The sequence below is a fragment of the Cellulomonas sp. Root137 genome (assembly GCF_001426725.1).
Taxonomy (GTDB): domain Bacteria; phylum Actinomycetota; class Actinomycetes; order Actinomycetales; family Cellulomonadaceae; genus Cellulomonas.
This window is the reverse complement of the sequence record NZ_LMFG01000004.1, coordinates 237,724-254,559: the sequence shown is the minus strand read 5'-3', so window position 1 is coordinate 254,559 and position 16,836 is coordinate 237,724. Positions and strand designations below refer to the sequence as shown.

The following is a 16,836-nucleotide window of genomic DNA, read 5'->3' as shown; positions in this document are numbered from 1 at the left end:
TCCACTACTGTCGCGGCCATCCGGACGGGGGTGCGATGAGCGGCGGGACGAGCGATCGACGACCGGCGCGCGTTCCCGTCCTGCTGGTCACTCTCGTCGCGATGATGGCCGCGGGACTCGTGTTCGCGCTCGACTGGGTCGTCGGGTGGCCCGGGGCCGTCCTGATCGGTGCCGTCGCGATCGCGGTGATCGGCCTGGCTGTGTTCTTCGTCGCGGGTGTGCGGCGGGCTCGCAGCTCGGGGGTGGGGGTGTTCCGCGCGGTCGGTCGTGCGGTGCGCGGCACGATCCGGGCTGCCGTCGAGCTGTTCTTCTGACGCGCACCCTCACCGAATGAACGGGTCGCCGACGGTGTGGGCACATCCTGGTTGACTGTCCCCGTGCCGAAGCCGTCCCAGTCCCCACCGTCCGACCCGAACGCCGACGTGGCCGCCCTCGGCTACGAGGAGGCCCGCGACGAGCTCGTCGCGGTCGTCGCCCGGCTCGAGGCCGGTGCCGCGACCCTCGAGGAGTCACTCACCCTCTGGGAGCGAGGCGAGGCCCTCGCCAAGCGCTGCCAGGAGTGGCTCGACGGCGCACGTGAGCGGCTCAGCGCGGTGCGTGACACCGCCGCGACCACCGACGAGGAGTCCTGATGACCACGCCCCCCGTCGAGCGCGCCCTCGTCCTCGGTGAGGCGCTGATCGACGTCGTCACCCGTCCCGACGGCAGCCGCGCCCAGCACCCGGGCGGCAGCCCCGCCAACGTGGCGCTCGGCCTCGGGCGTCTCGGTCGGCGCGTGGACCTGCTCACCTGGCTGGGGCACGACACCGACGGCGACCTCGTCCGCCGCCACCTGCGCGGCTCGGGGGTGAACGTCCTGCAGGGCAACCGCTCGGCCCTGCGCACGCCCGTGGCGACCGCTCACATCGGCGAGACCGGCGCGGCGACCTACGAGTTCGACCTCGAGTGGGACCTGCCCGAGACGTGGGACGAGGACCCGGGAGACCCGGTGGTCGTCCACACCGGGTCGATCGCGACGGTGCTGCAGCCCGGCGGAGCCGCGGTCGCGAAGATCGTGGCGCGGCGCCGGGCGACGTCGACCATCACGTACGACCCGAACCTGCGCCCGGTGCTCATGGGCTCACCCGCGCACGCGCTTCCCGTGGTCGACGCGCTCGTCCGGCTGGCCGACGTGGTCAAGGTCAGCGACGAGGACCTCGCCTGGCTGCACCCGGGCGTAGCGCCGGCGGAGATCGCCGAGCAGTGGAGCCGGTCCGGGCCGTCGCTCGTCGTCGTGACGCACGGCGGTGAGGGGGCGTTCGCCAGCACGTCGGCGGGCGCGCGGATCTCGGTCGAGGCCCCGAAGGTGCAGGTGGCGGACACCGTCGGCGCCGGCGACTCGTTCATGGGCGGCCTGATCGACGGGCTGTGGTCGGCCGGGCTGCTCGGCGCGGGTCGTCGTCAGGCGCTCGTCGACGTCGACGCGGCCACCGTCCAGGCGGTGCTGGAGCGGTGCGCGCGGATCGCGGCGATCACGGTGTCGCGGGCAGGGGCCAACCCGCCGCGGCTCGCCGAGCTGGCCTGACGGGGTCGGTCAGGCGCGAGCCTTCTCCCGTGCCTGCGCCCGCTCGAGCGACGCCTTGCGGTCGGCCTCGTTCTCCCGGTCGAGCGCCTCGGCGGCCGTGCCGTTCCACGTGAGGTTCTCGCCGCTCTCCGGGTCGAACACCATCATCCGGGCCGGGTCGAACCAGAGCTCCGCGTCGGCGCCGTCCCGGATCTTCGTCTCCGACGGGAGGGCGACGATCAGCTGGGTGCGCAGCCCCTCGCCGTCCAGGTCGCGGTCGAGCTCCTCGAGCGTCGTCGCGACGTGCGGGTTCGTGTCGAACGGGATGTAGGCGTAGAGCTCGGAGCCGAGCCACTCAGTGACGTCCACGGGCGCGCTGAACGTGACACCGGTGCCCTTCTTGGCGTCCTCGACGAGCGCGGCGTCCTCGAAGTGCTCGGGACGGATGCCGACGATGACGATGTCCTTGCCCTGCAGCTTGGGGGCCAGGTCGGCGGAGATCGGGACCTCGGCGAACGGCAGCGTCATCGTCGACCCGCTGATCTCCCCCGGCAGGAAGTTCATGGGCGGCGACCCGATGAAGCCGGCGACGAACAGGTTGACCGGCTGCTCGTACAGCCCGCGCGGGCTGGCCACCTGCTGGAGCTCCCCCTTGCGCAAGACGGCCACCCGGTCGCCGAGGGTCATGGCCTCTGTCTGGTCGTGGGTGACGTAGACGGTGGTCGTGCCGAGGCGGCGCTGCATGCGCGCGATCTCGGTGCGCATCTGCCCACGGAGCTTGGCGTCGAGGTTGGACAGGGGCTCGTCGAAGAGGAACGCTTCCGCCTCACGGACGATCGCGCGGCCCATCGCGACCCGCTGCCGCTGACCGCCGGACAGGTTGGCGGGCTTGCGGTCGAGGTGGTCCTGCAGCTCGAGCGTCTTCGCGGCGAACTCGACCTTGTCCTTGATCTGCGCGTCGGTGAACTGGCCCTTCTGGAGGCGCAGCGGGAACGCGATGTTCTCGAAGACGGTCAGGTGCGGGTAGAGCGCGTAGTTCTGGAAGACCATCGCCAGGTGCCGGTCGCGGGGGGCCTTGTCGTTGACCCTCTTTCCGCCGATGTGCAGGTCGCCCGCCGTGATGTCCTCGAGGCCCACGATCATGCGCAGCAGCGTCGACTTCCCGCAGCCGGACGGCCCGACGAGGATGACGAACTCGCCGTCGGCGATGTCCAGGCTGACGCCCTTCACGGCGAGGAAGCCGTCGCCGTACTGCTTGACGATGTCCTTGAGAGTGATGGCGGCCATCGGATCTCCTTCGTGGTCAGCCCTTGACGGCGCCCTGGGTCAGGCCGGACACGATCTGGCGTTGGAAGAGCAGGACGAGGATGACCACCGGGATGGTCACGATGATGGCGGCGGCGGAGATCGAGCCTGTCGGCTCCTCGAACTGCGAGGCGCCGGTGAAGAACGCCAGCGCCGCCGGGACGGGACGGGCCCGGTCGGTCGACGTGAGCGAGATGCCGTAGACGAAGTCGTTCCACGCGATGAAGAACGCGATCAGCGCGGTGGTGAACACGCCGGGCGCGGCGAGCGGCACGATCGCCTTGCGGAAGGCCTGCCACGTGGTCGCCCCGTCCACCTGCGCGGCCTGCTCGAGCTCCCAGGGGATCTGGCGGAAGAACGCCGCGAGGGTCCAGATGGAGATCGGCAGGGTCAGCGAGAGGTACGGGATGATCAGGCCGAGCCAGGTGTCGTAGAGGCCGATGTTCCGCCACAGGTTGAACAGCGGCGTGACGATCGAGATGACCGGGAAGATCGAGACGCCCAGCGCGGTGAGCAGGACCATCCGCTTGCCCGGGAAGTCGAGCCGCGCGATCGCGTAGGCGGCGAGCGTGGCCAGCACGACGGCGATGGCCGTGGCGATCAGCGAGATCCCGATCGAGTTGCGCAGCGAGGACAGGAACAGGGTCTGCGCGGACCCGCCCGGCGCGAGGATCTCCTCGTAATTCACGGTCGTCCAGGTCTTCGGCCAGAACAGCCCGAGGTTGAGCTGGCTCGGCAGCTTGAACGACGTCGCGAAGATCGACACGATCGGGAACAGGGCGTACGCGAGGACGAAGATCGTGATGAGCGCCCAGGCGATCTTGGCCCTGGTCGACAGCTGCTTCATCAGCCGGCCCCCCTCGCGCCGCCGGCCAGATCGACCTTGAACAGCTTGACCGCGATCCAGCAGATCAGGATGACGCACAGGAAGAGCAGCACGGAGATGGCCGACCCGAGGCCGATCTCCAGCCGCCCGATCGACGTCCGGTACGCCAGGAGCGAGAGCACCTCGGTGCCGTTGGCCCCGTTGGTCATGATGAACACGTTGTCGAAGATGCGGAACGCGTCGAGGGCCCGGAACAGGACCGCCACCATGATCGCGGCCTTCATGTTCGGCAGGACCACCCGCGTGAGGCGCTGCCACCACGTCGCGCCGTCGACCTCGGCCGCCTCCTCCAGCTCGGTCGGCACCTGCGAGAGTCCGGCGAGCAGGAGGAGGGAGATGAACGGCGTGGTCTTCCAGATCTCCGACATGATGATGACGAAGAGGCTGGTGCCCTGCTGGGCGAACCAGTTGAGGTCCGTGCTGATCCCGGGCACCCAGGCGAACCAGTGGTTGACGTACCCCGAGTTGATGTCGAACGCGTAGAACCACGCGAACGCCGAGACGACGGTGATGATCCCGTAGGGCACCAGGATCGCCGTGCGGAGCAGGCCGCGGAGCTGCGTGATGGCGCGGTGCATGACGAGCGCGAGCGCGAACCCGAGGAGCAGCTCGATCACCACCGTCACGACCGTGATGAAGACGGTGACACCGAGCGCCTGCCAGAAGAGCGGATCGGAGAGCACGACGGCGTAGTTGTTCAGGCCGGTGAAGCTCCTGTCGTCCGGCGCGGTGAGCCGGAAGTTGAAGAGCGAGTCGTAGAAGGCCTGCAGGATCGGGTACAGCGTGACGGCGAGCATGACGATGAACGCGGGCCCCGCGAGCAGCCAGCCGAGGCGGGCCTCGGACCTCGCCCGATCGCTGCGGCCGGCCTTCGCGGCGGCGTCGCGCAGATCCGGTCTCTTGTCGGCGACCGTGGTCATAGCAGCTGCTCCCCTCGAAGCACGGCGGTGATCAGGTCCGTCGACTCCGTCGGCGTCGTCGCCGGGTCGACCGCGCTCGGCGGGTGCCAGGTCTGCTGCAGGCCGGTGGACACCTCGTTGTAGTACGGCGTCTGCGGCCGCGGGACTGCGAGCTCGAGCGACTCCCGGATGACGTCCGCCATCGGGAACGCCTCGGTGACCGCGGGGTCGTCGTAGGCCTCGGTGTTGGACGGCGGGTTGCCGTTCGTCGCGAAGTACTGCGCCTGGTGCTCGGGGGTGACGATGCACTCCGCCGCCTTGTAGGACAGGTCGACGTAGTTGCTGAAGGCTCCGATCCCGAGGTTGATCCCGCCGTACGGGGGTGCGCTCGGCTGCCCCTCGGTCACCTGCGGATACAGCGCCCAGCCGACGTCGTCGAGCAGAGCCTGCTCGAACGTGCCGTCCTCGACGCCGGCCTTCGTGGCGGACCAGACGAACGGCCAGTTGACCATGAACGAGCCCTTGTCGCCCTGGAAGATGGACAGCGACGCGCCCTCGTCCTCCGTCGGCAGGGCGGGACCGCCGAGGTTCTCCTTGCCGATGGTGCCGATGATCGTCGCGGCGGCCTCGCCGGCCGGGCTCTCCAGCCCGAGCGTCAGCTCGTCCGCCGGAGCCTCGGGGTTCTCGAGGATCGAACCCCCGGCGGACGCGACGAGGGCGTTGATCCACACGGTGAGCGACTCGGCCTTGGTGCCCTGGACGGCGAGGTACTTGTCCTGGTCCTGGGACGCGGTCATGATCTGGTCCCACGTCACCGGTGCCTTGGCCGGGTCGAGCCCCGCCGCCGCGGCGACCGACTTGCGGTACCAGAGCAGCTGGGTGTTCGCCCAGAACGGGACGGAGACGAGCTTGTCGTCCCAGGTGGCCCCGGCGAGAGCGCCTGCGACGACGTTCTCCGTCACCCGCTGCGCCACGTCGTCGGGCACGGGCGCCAGGAACCCGGGCTCGGCCATCTCGGGGACGAACGGCGGGTCCAGACTCATGATGTCGATCGACGAGTCCTTGGCGGCCAGGCGTCGGGCGAGCTGCTCGCGCTGGGCGCTGGCGTCGCGAGGGAGGACCGACACCTCGATCACGTACTCGCCGTTCGCGGACTCCGTGCACTGCTTGGCGATCTCCGCCTGTCCGCCGTCGTCCGGGTTGATGTACCAGGTGAGCACGGGAGTCCCCGACCCGGATCCTGCGCACGCGGCCAGCGGGACTGCCACCGCCAGCCCGGTGACGAGGGCCAGAGCTCGTCTGCGTCGTCCCACGGAACACCCCCTCAGGCGGAGACGTCGGCGTCTCACCCCCTTGGCTACACCCTCCGGGTGAAGACACGCCACCGGAACGGGCCGACCGAGTGCTGGAACGCAGCCTGCGGACGGTGCGCGGACCTGCGAGCATGACGCCGTGCCACGACCCACGACGCCTGCCGAAGCCTGGTCCGCGCTGCGCGAGGGGAACGAGCGGTTCGTCCGCGGGGAGATGCTCCACCCGTCGCAGGGCGTCGACCACCGCTCCGAGCTGAGCGTCGCGCAGTACCCGTTCGCGGTGATCTTCGGCTGCTCGGACTCGCGCGTCGCCGCCGAGATCATCTTCGACCAGGGGCTCGGCGACGTGTTCGTGGTGCGCACCGCCGGGCACGTGCTGGACACCACCGTCATCGGCTCGATCGAGTACGGCGTGGACGTGCTCGGCGCCTCGCTGGTCGTCGTCCTCGGGCACGACAGCTGCGGCGCGGTCGCGGCCGCGACGACCGCGCTCACCACCGGCGAGCTGCCCACCGGCTTCGTGCGCGCCATCGTCGACCGGGTCATCCCGAGCATCGTCAACCTGGCCGGTGGGGGGTTCGGCGCCCTCGACACCCTCGACCCGGCCGTCCTCGGCCACGAGCACGTGCGGCACACCGTGCAGATGCTCCAGGGCTACTCGCGCTCGCTCGCGGAGGCGGTCAAGGAGGGGCGGGTGGCGATCGTCGGGCTGGAGTACACGCTGGCCGACGGCACCGTGCACCTGACCGAGTCGCTGGGGGACGTCGAGGTCTAGACGTGCGGCAGGATGGCACGCATGACTTCTGAGTACCGCATCGAGCACGACACGATGGGTGAGGTGCGCGTCCCGGTCGACGCCCTCTACCGCGCGCAGACGCAGCGTGCCGTGGAGAACTTCCCGATCTCCGGCAGCCGCCTCGAGCGCAGCCACATCGAGGCGCTGGCCCGGATCAAGAAGGCCGCGGCCCGCGCGAACGCCGAGCTGGGCGTCCTGGACCAGGACATCGCCGACGCCATCGTCGCGGCCGCCGACGACGTGGCGTCCGGTGCGCACGACGGCGACTTCCCGATCGACGTCTACCAGACGGGGTCGGGCACCAGCTCGAACATGAACACCAACGAGGTGCTGGCCACCCTGGCCACGCGGCGGCTCGGCCGCGACGTGCACCCGAACGACCACGTGAACGCGTCGCAGTCCTCCAACGACGTGTTCCCCACGTCGGTGCACGTGGCCGCGACCGCCGGCGTCGTACGCGACCTGGTCCCCGCGCTGGGCCACCTCGCGGAGGCGCTCGAGGCCAAGAGCGTCGAGTGGGCGCAGGTGGTCAAGTCCGGCCGCACGCACCTCATGGACGCCACGCCGGTCACGCTCGGGCAGGAGTTCGGCGGGTACGCCGCCGCGATCCGGTACGGCATCGAGCGGCTCGAGTCGGCACTCCCCCGCGCGGCCGAGGTCCCCCTGGGCGGCACGGCCGTCGGCACGGGGATCAACACCCCCGCCGGGTTCCCGCAGCGCGTGATCGAGCTGCTGCGCGAGGACACGGGCCTGCCGCTGACCGAGGCCCGCGACCACTTCGAGGCGCAGAGCTCCCGCGACGGGCTGGTCGAGCTGTCCGGCGCGCTGCGGACCATCGCGGTCAGCCTCACCAAGATCTGCAACGACCTGCGCTGGATGGGCTCCGGCCCGAACACCGGCCTCGGCGAGATCGCGATCCCCGACCTGCAGCCGGGCTCGTCGATCATGCCCGGCAAGGTCAACCCGGTCATCCCCGAGGCCGTGCTCATGGTCGCCGCGCGGGTCGTCGGCAACGACGCCACCGTCGCGTGGGCCGGTGCCAGCGGCTCGTTCGAGCTCAACGTGCAGATCCCCGTGATCGCCGCCGGGGTGCTCGAGTCGGTCCGGCTGCTGGCCAACGCGTCGCGGCTGCTCGCCGACAAGACGGTGGTCGGTCTGGTCGCCAACGTCGAGCGCGCCCGCGCCCTGGCCGAGTCGTCGCCGTCGATCGTCACGCCGCTCAACCGCGTGATCGGGTACGAGGCTGCCGCGAAGATCGCGAAGCACGCAGTGAAGCACGGGATCACGGTCCGCGCCGCGGTGATCGACCTCGGCTTCGTCGAGCGCGGCGAGGTCACCGAGGAGCAGCTGGACAGTGCGCTCGACGTGCTGAGCATGACGCGCCCGCCGCAGCGCTGACCGCCGTGCGGTGACGTGGCTCCCCGGGGCCACGTCACCGTTCGGTCACGGTCTGCGGAATCGCTCCCACACCCACGGCCTGCTCGTTTACGCTCGCTGGACCGCGCGCACCTGACCGGTACAGGAGCGCGCCCGCGGTCGGACGACGAGGTCACGAGGGGGTCGGATGGGCTGGAGCCTGCGCGTGCTGCGCCATCGCGCCGCCGCTCAACGGACCCTCCTGGCCACGGTCCTCGCCGTCGCACTGGTGGGCGCCAGCCTGCTCGGCACGTTCGCGCTGCTCCTGTTCTCCAGCGAGAACCGCGCGATGGACGCCGCCCTGACGCGCGCGCCCGCTGCGGCCACCGACATCGATATCGACCTCACGCTCGAGCGCGGCAGCCCGCTCGGCGCCACCGAGGCCGGCGAGGCCTTCCTCGACGAGCTCCTCGGCGGCATCCCGTCGACGCGTGCCCAGTGGCTCACCTCGCCGCTCTACCGGCTGCTGTCCGAGGGCGACACGGTCGGCTCACCCATGGCCTACCTGGCCGTCAACCCCGAGATCCCGGACCACGCCACGCTGGCCGCGGGCGCCTGGCCCGGGCCGGGGGCCGACGAGAGCCGCGTCGAGGTCGCCGTGCCCAAGGTCGCGGCCGACCGGTACGGCTGGACGGTCGGCACCGAGCTGCCGCTGCGGAACCTGACCACCTACGAGCAGAGCACGGTCGCGGTCGTCGTCGGGATCCACGAGCTGGGCAAGCCGCGCAGCCTCTGGACCCGTGACCTCCTGCAGGGCGCCCAGCACGATCCCCGGTACCCGGTGCCCGGCTCCTTCGGCTTCGTCGCCACCGACGCGTGGGGTCCGTTCGTCGTCGCACCCGAGGCGCTCACCGCCACGGGGTCGGTCGCCACGGCCAGGCTGGTCGCGTCCCCACAGCTCGCGGACAGTCCGCCCGGAGCCGTCGAGGCGGTGCGGGAGCGGCTCGACGATGCCCAGGCCACGCTGGTCGCCGACACCGAGTTCGACGTGGTCACCGCCCAGTTCCGCTCGCGTCTGGCTGCCACGATCGACGTGGCGCAGGGCAACCTCGCGGTGACCCGGGTCAGCCTCGTCATCGTCGGGCTCATGCTCGTGGTGCTCGCGGTCACCGTCCTCCTGCTGGCGGCGCGCCTGCTCGCGGACCGCCGCGCCCCGGAACAGACGCTCATGTCCTCCCGCGGGGCGTCCGGCCGCCAGCTCCTGGGGCTCGCGGCGCTCGAGGCCGCAGGGGTCGCGCTGGTCACCACGCTCGTGTCGCCGTGGCTGGCCGTCCTGCTGTTCCAGGCGATCACCTCCGTCGGTCTCCTCGCGGAGGCGGGCCTGCACCACGACCCGGGCCGCCCCGCGTCACTGTGGATCACCTGCGTCGTCTCGTCCTTCGTCCTCGCGGGCGTGCTGCTCGGACCGCTGCTGCGGCGCCGCGGCAGCGTCGTCGACGCCGAGCAGCAGCTCGTGCGCCAGGACGGCCGCGGCGGTCTCGCCCGATCCGGGGCGGACCTCGCGCTCGTGGTGCTCGCGGCCCTGGCCGTGTGGCAGCTGCGCTCCTACCGGTCGCCCGTCGTCGAGGCGGGCTCGGGACGTCTCGACCCCGTCCTCGTGGCGGCGCCCGCCCTGCTGCTGCTCGCCGGCGCCGTCCTCGCGCTGAGGCTGCTGCCCCTGGTCGCGCGCGCCGGCGAGCGGCTGGCCACCCGCAGCCGGTCGCTCATCGCTCCGCTCGCCGCGTGGGAGGTCGGTCGCCGACCCGGCCGGGCCGCAGGGGCGGTGCTGCTGCTCACGCTGGCGCTGGCGGTGGGCTCGTTCTCGCAGTCCTTCCTCGACACGTGGCGGACGTCGCAGGGCGACCAGGTGGACCTCGCCGTGGGGACCGACGTGCGGCTGGACCGCGTGGACGGCTCGGGGATCGCGCAGGCGACCACGGTCGACGCTCTGGCCGACGTGCAGGCGCTCAGCCCGGTGACGTTCCGCTCCGTCACCATGGGACACCCGGCCGACGCCCCCGGCGAGAGCCGGGGCCGTTCGGTCGACCTCCTCGCCATCGACACCACGCAGGCGACCGCCCTGCTGCGCGGTCGGATCTCACCGTCCTGGGACACGATCACGGCACCCCTGCGACCCGCCGAACCGGCGACCGGCATCGTGCTCCCGGGTGCACCGACCAGCCTCCTGCTCGACGTGGAGACCTCCCTGTCCCCCGCCGTCAGCGGGGTCCTGCTGGTCAGCGTGGTGCTCGAGGATCCTCTCGGGACACGGACCCCGGTCGAGCTGGAGCCGCTCCCGCTCGTCGGCGTCACGGACGACGTCGCGGTCACCCTGCCGGCGACCTCGCCGGGCCTGGAGCTGGTGGGGATCGTGGCGCAGGTCCTCACCGACCCGGAGGACCCCGCGGACCTGTTCGGGCAGGGCATGGCCGACGTGCGGCTGGATGTCGGCGTGCGGGAGCTGCGCGTCGTCGAGCGAGCCGCAGGCGCCACCGAGGACACCGTGACCCCCGTCGCGATCACCGCGGCGCCGTGGACCGTCCAGGGTGCGCTGCAGGAGAACAACAACCGACCCCTGATGTCGGTCCGGACCGACGGCGGGGTCCTGCTCGTCAGCGGCGGGATCGACCCGCTCGAGGTCCTCTTCGGGCGCTCGGGGTTCGCGGCGGCGACGTTCGCGGCGCCGGGTCCGATCCCGGTCGTCGTGACCGACACGCTGGTGGCCGCGCTCGGCGTGGAGAAGGGCGACGAGCTCCAGCTCGACCTGGACGGGGTGCGCGTGCCGGTCGTCGTCGAGCGGGAGGTCGCCTACCTGCCGGGTCTGCCCAAGGGCTCCGCCGTCCTGGTCGACCGGGATCTGCTCACGCGCGCGGCGCTGCTCGGCTCGTCGACGAGCGCGCTGCTGGACGAGTGGTGGCTCCAGGTCCCCGACGCCAGCGCGCCCGGCCTGGCCGAGCACGTCCGGCACGAGGACCTCGGTGTCGCCGTGGACCGGGTCACGGCACGCGAGGTCGCCATCGACGGGCCGCTGCGCGTCGGGGTCCAGGCCGCGCTGTGGATCGTGACCGTCGCCGCGGTGGCCCTCGCGGTCGCGGGCTTCGCCATGAGCGCGACCGTGGCGGTCCGCACCCGTCGCCTCGAGCTGGCCCGGTTGCAGGCGCTCGGGACCGCGCGGTCCGGCCTGGTCCGCTCCGTCCTGGTGGAGCACGGGATCCTCGGCGTCCTGGGCCTGCTCGCGGGACTCGCCCTCGGTGCCGTCCTGGGCCAGGTGGTCGCGCCTTTGGTCACCGTGTCCGCCGAAGGGGGGCGGCCCGTCCCGTCGGTGGTCGTGCAGTGGCCGTGGCCCACGCAGGCGGCTCTCGTCGTCGTCCTCGTCGTGCTGGTCGGCGGCGCTGTCGCGCTCACCACCAGCTCGCTGCTGCGCCGGGCGTCGGGCGAGCTCCTGCGGCTGGGGGACGAGCGATGACGAGCACCACGCTGCGCGCGCGGACCGCGGTGGGCTGGCACGCGACCACGGCGGGTGCGGGACTCGTCGCGCGCCGACGCAGCCGGCAGGACGCCGGCCTGCTCGTCCTGGCGGCCGTCGTGCTCGCCGTGACGGTGCTCATCGCGCTGGCGGTCCCCCGGATCGTGCTTCGCACCGCCGACGCGGGCGTGCAGCAGGCCGTCCGGGACGCCGGACCGGCGGCGGACGTGGTGACGGTGCTGGGCAGTGGGCCGGGTCTCGCCTCCGTCGACTCCACCGGGCGGCCCGCGCGCATCGACAACGCGTCGACCCTGGTGGCGAACGCGGCGACGAGCATGCGGAAGTCGCTCCCGGAGCCCGTCCAGGTCGTGACCGGGCCCGTGGTCACCGCGGTCCAGAGCTCCCCGCTCACCGCGCGGCTGGCCGACGGCTTCGTGGCCACCCGGATCGTGCACCTCGGCACCCCGGCCACCCCCGACCCCGTCGTCCGGTGGATCACGGGGGTCGAGCCGCGCATGACCCCCGAGCACCCGGTGGGCTCGCCGGACCCGCGCCTGGTCGAGGTCGGGATGTCGGCCGCGGCCGCGGACCAGCTCGGGATCACCGTCGGCGCCCGTCTTCCGCTCAACGGCCCCACCCGCGGGGAGGCCGTGGCCGTCGTGACCGGGCTGTACGAGCCGGTCGACCCCGCGTCGCCCGTGTGGTCCACCTTCGACGACCTCCTGGACCTCCAGCCGCCGCCCGCAGTGGCCGACGTCGTCGGCCGCGCTGGTCTCCTCACGTCCGACGCCTCCCTGCCCGACGCGATGCTCGCGATGCAGTCCACGAAGTCGGTCACCATGGCGTTCCGGTTCCCGGCCGACCCGGCAGACCTGCGCGCCACGGACACGGGGGCGGTCGCCCGAGCGGTCACCCAGATCATCGCGATGCCGGGTGCGTTGACCGGGTCGGACGGGCGGACGCCGTCGGTCGACAGCGAGCTGGACACCGTGCTGCGGGCGGCCGACGCCCGCCTGCTCGCGGGGACGGCGCAGACCTCGGTGCTCCTCGTGGGCCTCGGGGCGGTGGGAGCGCTGACGCTCGTCCTCGCCGCGCGGCTGCTGGTGGTCCGGCGCGAGACGTTCCTGCTCGCCGAGCGCGCCCGCGGTGCGTCGGTCGCGTCGGTCGGTCTGCGCGGGCTGGTGGAGAGCGTGCCGATCGTCGCCCTCGCCACCGCCGTCGGTGCCGCCGGGGCGTGGCTGGTCGCGCCCGATCCCCGGGGTACCTGGGTCGTGGCCGCGGCGATCGTGCTGGTCGCCGCGACCGCCCCCGCGATCGCCGCCGCGGTGGTGGTGGCCGGCGCCTGGACGGGACGTCGGCTGCCCGCCAACCGGGCGGACCGCGAGCGCGTGCTCGGCCGTCGCCGCGCGCGCCGCCTGACCGCCGAGCTCGCGCTCGTGGCGGTCGCCGTGGCGGCGCTGGTGTCGGCGCGAGGGCGCGGGCTCGTGCAGACCGCCACGGGCAGCGTCGACCTGCTGCTCGCCGCCACCCCGGTCCTCCTGGCCGGCGCCGCCACCGTGCTCCTGGCGCGCGCGCTCCCGCCGCTGCTGCGCGGCCTGTCCGGCCTCGCCGCCCGGCAGCGGTCGCTGGTACCGGTGGTCGCGACCGCCCGCGCCGGGCACACCGCCGGGACGCGAGTCCCCCTGCTCACCCTGACGATCGCCATCGCCCTCGTGGTCTTCTGCGGCACCACCGCGGTCACGGTCACCGCGGGGCAGGGCGCCGCCGCGGACATCGTGGTCGGAGCGCAGGTCCGCATCGACGGGAAGCTCGACCCGGCGGTGGTCGACATGCTGCGCGATGCGCCCGGTGTCACGGCCGTCGCCGGCGCCGCCGTCCTGAGCGAGCGGACGTTCGGGCGGTCGAGCGGGGTCAAGGCGCGGGTGCTGCTCGTCGACTCCGCCCCCCTGGCGCAGATCCTCGTCGCCCACGACCGTGCGGTGGACCCCGGCCTGGCGGCGCTCGGGTCGGCCGGCGGCGGCGGGGTCCCGGCACTCATCTCGCCCACCCTCCAGCGGACGTCCGAGCTCATCGCACCCGCACTCATGGGCGCGCAGGAGTTCGTCGACCTCGACGTCGTCGGTACTGCGGACAACCCCCCGGTCCTGCCGACCAGCGCGTCGACGCTGTCGGTGGCCAAGGGTGTGGTGGTCGTCGACCGGAGCGTGTTCGAGGAGGCCTCCGGGGACGAGCTGCCCGCGACGACGACCTGGGTGGACGGTCCCGGTGCCGTGTCCGCCGTGCGGGACGCAGGAGTGGCCGGCTCCCCCGGGATCACCGTGACCGAGCGCGACGAGTGGCTGAGCACCTGGCGGGCGTCGCCGCTCAACGCGGGCCTGCTCGCCCTGCTCGTCGCGACGGGCCTGGTCCTCGCCGGCTACGCGGCCCTGGGTCTGGTGCTCACCGTCGTGGCGACGAGCCGCGAGCGCGGCCGCACGCTGTCCGCGCTCCGGACGCTCGGGCTCGACGCCCGGACCGCACGCGCGATGACGTTCGGCGAGCTGGCCCCGCTGGCGCTCGCCGCGGTGCTCGCGGGGACGGTGATCGGTGTCGCGGTCCCCTGGGTGCTCACCGGCGCGCTCGGGCTCGACCTGCTCACGGGTGACCCCGCGGCGACATCGCTGCAGGTCACGTGGGTTCCGATCGTGGGGGCGACGGTCGTGGTGCTGGGCGCGCTTGCCGTCGCGGTCGGCGTCGAGTCCGCGGTCCGGCGGCGGGACCGGCTGGGTGAGGTGCTCCGGGTGGGCGAGCGATGAACGTGACATACACCGGCACGATGCGCAGGAGGTCCTGATGAACGCGGTGCAGACGATCGAGGAGCCGACGCTCGGCGCGCTCGAGGCGCGAGCGCGTCAGCGCACGGGTGCCTTCGGGGAGCACGCGCTGATCGTGTGCGACTCCCTGGTGCGCATCTACCAGTCCGAGGGTGTCGAGGTGCAGGCGCTGCAGGGCCTCGACCTGCTCGTCGAGGACGGCGAGCTGGTGGCGATCGTCGGCGCGTCCGGCTCGGGGAAGTCGACCCTGCTGTCGGTGCTGTCCGGGCTGGACGTCCCCACCGCCGGCAAGGTGCGGGTGGGCCCGTGGGACCTCATGGCGATGTCGAGCACGCAGCGGGTGGAGTACCGACGGTCGATGGTCGGGTTCGTCTGGCAGCAGACCGCCCGCAACGTGGTGCCGTACCTGAGCGGGACGGAGAACGTCGCGTTCCCCATGGCGCTCGCCGGGGTGCGCCGCAAGGAGCGTGACCGACGTGCCACGGAGCTGCTGGGCGTCCTCGGGGTCGGCTACTGCGCAGACCGCCGGCCGGGTCAGATGTCCGGCGGCGAGCAGCAGCGTGTCGCGATCGCGGTCGCCCTGGCCAACTCCCCGCAGGTCCTGTTCGCCGACGAGCCCACCGGGGAGCTGGACTCCGCGACCTCGCACGACGTCCTGGAGGGCCTGCGGACGGTCAACCGTGAGCTCGGCACCACCGTCGTGGTCGTCACGCACGACCCCGGCGTGAGCGAGCACGTGCAGCGGACCGTGGCCATCCGCGACGGACGCACCAGCTCGGAGGTCGTGCGGCGCACCCACACCCGCGACGACGGCACCGAGCACGTCGTCGCCGAGGAGCTGGCCGTGCTCGACCGGGCGGGCCGGGTGCAGCTGCCGCGGGAGTACCGCGAGGCCCTGAACCTCGTCGGGCACGTGCGGCTGGCGCTCGAGGAGTCGCACGTGTCGCTCTGGCCGGACCGGCCCGCGCCGACGGCGCCCAGGCCGGGCGGCCGCCACTCGGCGACACACACGCAGGCGACTCCCACCGAGCAGGAGGCCGACCGATGACCGCCCCCACCACGACGGCGACGACCGCACCCGCCGGCACGGACGCCGTCGTCCGGGTCGAGCACGTCAGCCGCACCTACGGCACGGGCTCGGCCGCCGTGCACGCGCTCCAGGACGTCTCGTTCACCATCGCACCGGGCGAGCTGGTCGCGCTCGTCGGGCGATCGGGCTCGGGCAAGACCACGCTGCTCAACGTGATCGGCGGCCTCGACCGTCCGGACGGCGGACGCGTGGTCGTCGACGGGCGCGAGGTCTCGACGCTCGACGAGCGCGGCCTGGTCGAGCTGCGGCGGGACGTCGTCTCGTTCGTGTTCCAGACGTTCGGCCTGGTGCCGGTCCTGTCCGCCGCGGAGAACGTCGGCGTGCCCCTGCGGCTGCGCAAGCTGGCCACCAAGGACCGCGAGGCTCGCGTGCAGCTCCTGCTCGACCTGGTCGGCCTCGGCCCGCACGCGCTGCAGCGTCCCGGCGAGCTGTCGGGCGGTCAGCAGCAGCGCGTGGCGATCGCCCGGTCGCTGGCCAACTCGCCGCGGCTGCTGGTGGCCGACGAGCCCACGGGTCAGCTGGACACCGAGACCGGCACCGCCGTGATGGCCCTCATCCGCGCGGTGGTCGAGGCCGAGGGGATGACCGCGATCGTGTCCACCCACGACCCGCTCATGGTGTCGCTGGCCGACCGCGTGCTGCACATCGCCGACGGGCGGCTGGTCGAGGGCTGACGCCCACGGGTCAGACGGGACGCAGCACCAGGCGACCGACGGGGTTCAGCCACGACGTGCGGGCGAGCCGTCGCTCGCGCACGACGGACGTGCCGGTCCCGAGCGACGCGGCCACGGACTCCTCCTGCGGGAGCGCCCACCGGACGTCGTAGACCCACGCCTGCCCGCCGGGCCGGAGCACCCGTCGAACCTCCCGCAGGCCCGCGTCCACGTCGGCCCAGTGGTGCTGGCTGAGGGTGGACACGACGACGTCGAAGGTGGCGTCGGGCCAGGGCAGCTCCGCGACGTCGGCGACCGCGAAGGTCACGCCGGGCGTCGCTCTCTGCTGCGCCCAGGCGATCATCTCGGTCGAGACGTCGATCGCGTCGATCCTGAGCCCGGGAGCGGACTCGGCGATGCGACGCGGCATCGTCCCGGGTCCGGTGCCGACGTCGAGGACGCGCGCTCCGGCGGGGAGCCGCAGGGCAGCGACGTCGCGGGCGACGCGACGGTAGAGCCGGCCTGACAGGTGACCGGAGACGCGCTCGTACCGGCCTGGGTCGTTCATCGGCCCCATCCCGTGGCCGTGCGGGGTCAGGCGGCCGTGCAGACGGCCACGCCCGTGCTGGTGGTGGTCGGTGTCGGTCATGGAGCTTCTCCCCTACAGTTGTGCGTCA

The 16,836-nt window shown here is 72.9% G+C and carries 14 protein-coding genes; 9 read left to right on the top strand and 5 right to left on the bottom strand.

Features of this window, described 5'->3' with window-relative positions:
- Positions 1–35: 35 nt before the first annotated feature.
- The 3 genes from ASD18_RS18725 to ASD18_RS18715 all read left to right on the top strand — a co-directional run bounded on the left by ASD18_RS18725 (position 36) and on the right by ASD18_RS18715 (position 1,564).
- Complete coding sequence (locus ASD18_RS18725) at positions 36–314, top strand: hypothetical protein (protein WP_056095909.1); 279 nt, start codon at positions 36–38, stop codon at positions 312–314.
- A 63-nt stretch (positions 315–377) separates the two neighbouring features.
- On the top strand, positions 378–632 hold the full coding sequence (locus ASD18_RS18720) for an exodeoxyribonuclease VII small subunit (RefSeq protein ID WP_056095906.1): 255 nt from the start codon (positions 378–380) through the stop codon (positions 630–632).
- Complete coding sequence (locus ASD18_RS18715) at positions 632–1,564, top strand: carbohydrate kinase (protein ID WP_056095904.1); 933 nt, start codon at positions 632–634, stop codon at positions 1,562–1,564. The genes ASD18_RS18720 and ASD18_RS18715 overlap by 1 nt, the downstream gene beginning before the upstream one ends.
- Positions 1,565–1,573: 9 nt before the next feature.
- Here ASD18_RS18715 and ASD18_RS18710 read toward each other — a convergent pair whose 3' ends face one another.
- The 4 genes from ASD18_RS18710 to ASD18_RS18695 are packed head-to-tail and all read right to left on the bottom strand — an operon-like array spanning position 1,574 to position 5,946.
- Positions 1,574–2,830, bottom strand: coding sequence for an ABC transporter ATP-binding protein (locus ASD18_RS18710; RefSeq protein WP_056095901.1), 1,257 nt, complete (start codon positions 2,828–2,830; stop codon positions 1,574–1,576).
- A gap of 16 nt (positions 2,831–2,846) precedes the next feature.
- The gene (locus ASD18_RS18705) at positions 2,847–3,695 is read right to left on the bottom strand and encodes a carbohydrate ABC transporter permease (protein ID WP_056095899.1); all 849 of its coding nucleotides are present in this window, start codon (positions 3,693–3,695) and stop codon (positions 2,847–2,849) included.
- A complete protein-coding gene (locus tag ASD18_RS18700; RefSeq protein WP_056095896.1) occupies positions 3,695–4,654 on the bottom strand; it encodes a carbohydrate ABC transporter permease in 960 nt (319 codons plus the stop codon). The genes ASD18_RS18705 and ASD18_RS18700 overlap by 1 nt, the downstream gene beginning before the upstream one ends.
- Positions 4,651–5,946 (bottom strand): extracellular solute-binding protein, encoded by a 1,296-nt coding sequence (locus ASD18_RS18695; protein WP_056095894.1) that lies wholly within the window; start codon positions 5,944–5,946, stop codon positions 4,651–4,653. The genes ASD18_RS18700 and ASD18_RS18695 overlap by 4 nt, the downstream gene beginning before the upstream one ends.
- A 139-nt stretch (positions 5,947–6,085) precedes the next feature.
- Between ASD18_RS18695 and ASD18_RS18690 the strand changes: the two genes are divergently transcribed.
- The 6 genes from ASD18_RS18690 (at position 6,086) to ASD18_RS18665 (ending at position 16,180) form a co-directional block, all read left to right on the top strand.
- On the top strand, positions 6,086–6,721 hold the full coding sequence (locus ASD18_RS18690; protein ID WP_056095890.1) for a carbonic anhydrase: 636 nt from the start codon (positions 6,086–6,088) through the stop codon (positions 6,719–6,721).
- Positions 6,722–6,742: 21 nt separating this feature from the next.
- Positions 6,743–8,140, top strand: coding sequence for a class II fumarate hydratase (locus ASD18_RS18685; RefSeq protein ID WP_056095887.1), 1,398 nt, complete (start codon positions 6,743–6,745; stop codon positions 8,138–8,140).
- Between the two features lie 166 nt (positions 8,141–8,306).
- The gene (locus tag ASD18_RS18680) at positions 8,307–11,603 is read left to right on the top strand and encodes an FtsX-like permease family protein (protein ID WP_056095885.1); all 3,297 of its coding nucleotides are present in this window, start codon (positions 8,307–8,309) and stop codon (positions 11,601–11,603) included.
- Complete coding sequence (locus ASD18_RS18675) at positions 11,600–14,398, top strand: FtsX-like permease family protein (protein ID WP_056095882.1); 2,799 nt, start codon at positions 11,600–11,602, stop codon at positions 14,396–14,398. Before ASD18_RS18680 ends, ASD18_RS18675 begins: the two co-directional genes overlap by 4 nt.
- A gap of 37 nt (positions 14,399–14,435) precedes the next feature.
- Positions 14,436–15,464 (top strand): ABC transporter ATP-binding protein, encoded by a 1,029-nt coding sequence (locus ASD18_RS18670; RefSeq protein WP_082574259.1) that lies wholly within the window; start codon positions 14,436–14,438, stop codon positions 15,462–15,464.
- Positions 15,461–16,180 carry an ABC transporter ATP-binding protein gene (locus ASD18_RS18665; protein WP_056095881.1) on the top strand — a complete coding sequence of 240 codons (720 nt, stop codon included), beginning with the start codon at positions 15,461–15,463 and terminating at the stop codon, positions 16,178–16,180. Before ASD18_RS18670 ends, ASD18_RS18665 begins: the two co-directional genes overlap by 4 nt.
- 10 nt (positions 16,181–16,190) lie before the next feature.
- Here ASD18_RS18665 and ASD18_RS18660 read toward each other — a convergent pair whose 3' ends face one another.
- Positions 16,191–16,808: a class I SAM-dependent methyltransferase gene (locus tag ASD18_RS18660; RefSeq protein WP_056095878.1), complete on the bottom strand. Its 618-nt coding sequence runs from the start codon at positions 16,806–16,808 to the stop codon at positions 16,191–16,193.
- Between the last annotated feature and the right edge of the window lie 28 nt (positions 16,809–16,836).

Bases quoted from the DNA above. Each gene is read 5' to 3' on its own strand.
- ASD18_RS18725 (WP_056095909.1), top strand. From the start codon at position 36: ATGAGCGGCGGGACGAGCGATCGACGACCGGCGCGCGTTCCCGTCCTG.
- ASD18_RS18715 (WP_056095904.1), top strand. From the start codon at position 632: ATGACCACGCCCCCCGTCGAGCGCGCCCTCGTCCTCGGTGAGGCGCTG.
- ASD18_RS18710 (WP_056095901.1), bottom strand. From the start codon at position 2,830: ATGGCCGCCATCACTCTCAAGGACATCGTCAAGCAGTACGGCGACGGC.
- ASD18_RS18705 (WP_056095899.1), bottom strand. From the start codon at position 3,695: ATGAAGCAGCTGTCGACCAGGGCCAAGATCGCCTGGGCGCTCATCACG.
- ASD18_RS18700 (WP_056095896.1), bottom strand. From the start codon at position 4,654: ATGACCACGGTCGCCGACAAGAGACCGGATCTGCGCGACGCCGCCGCG.
- ASD18_RS18685 (WP_056095887.1), top strand. From the start codon at position 6,743: ATGACTTCTGAGTACCGCATCGAGCACGACACGATGGGTGAGGTGCGC.
- ASD18_RS18680 (WP_056095885.1), top strand. From the start codon at position 8,307: ATGGGCTGGAGCCTGCGCGTGCTGCGCCATCGCGCCGCCGCTCAACGG.
- ASD18_RS18675 (WP_056095882.1), top strand. From the start codon at position 11,600: ATGACGAGCACCACGCTGCGCGCGCGGACCGCGGTGGGCTGGCACGCG.
- ASD18_RS18670 (WP_082574259.1), top strand. From the start codon at position 14,436: ATGAACGCGGTGCAGACGATCGAGGAGCCGACGCTCGGCGCGCTCGAG.
- ASD18_RS18665 (WP_056095881.1), top strand. From the start codon at position 15,461: ATGACCGCCCCCACCACGACGGCGACGACCGCACCCGCCGGCACGGAC.
- ASD18_RS18660 (WP_056095878.1), bottom strand. From the start codon at position 16,808: ATGACCGACACCGACCACCACCAGCACGGGCGTGGCCGTCTGCACGGC.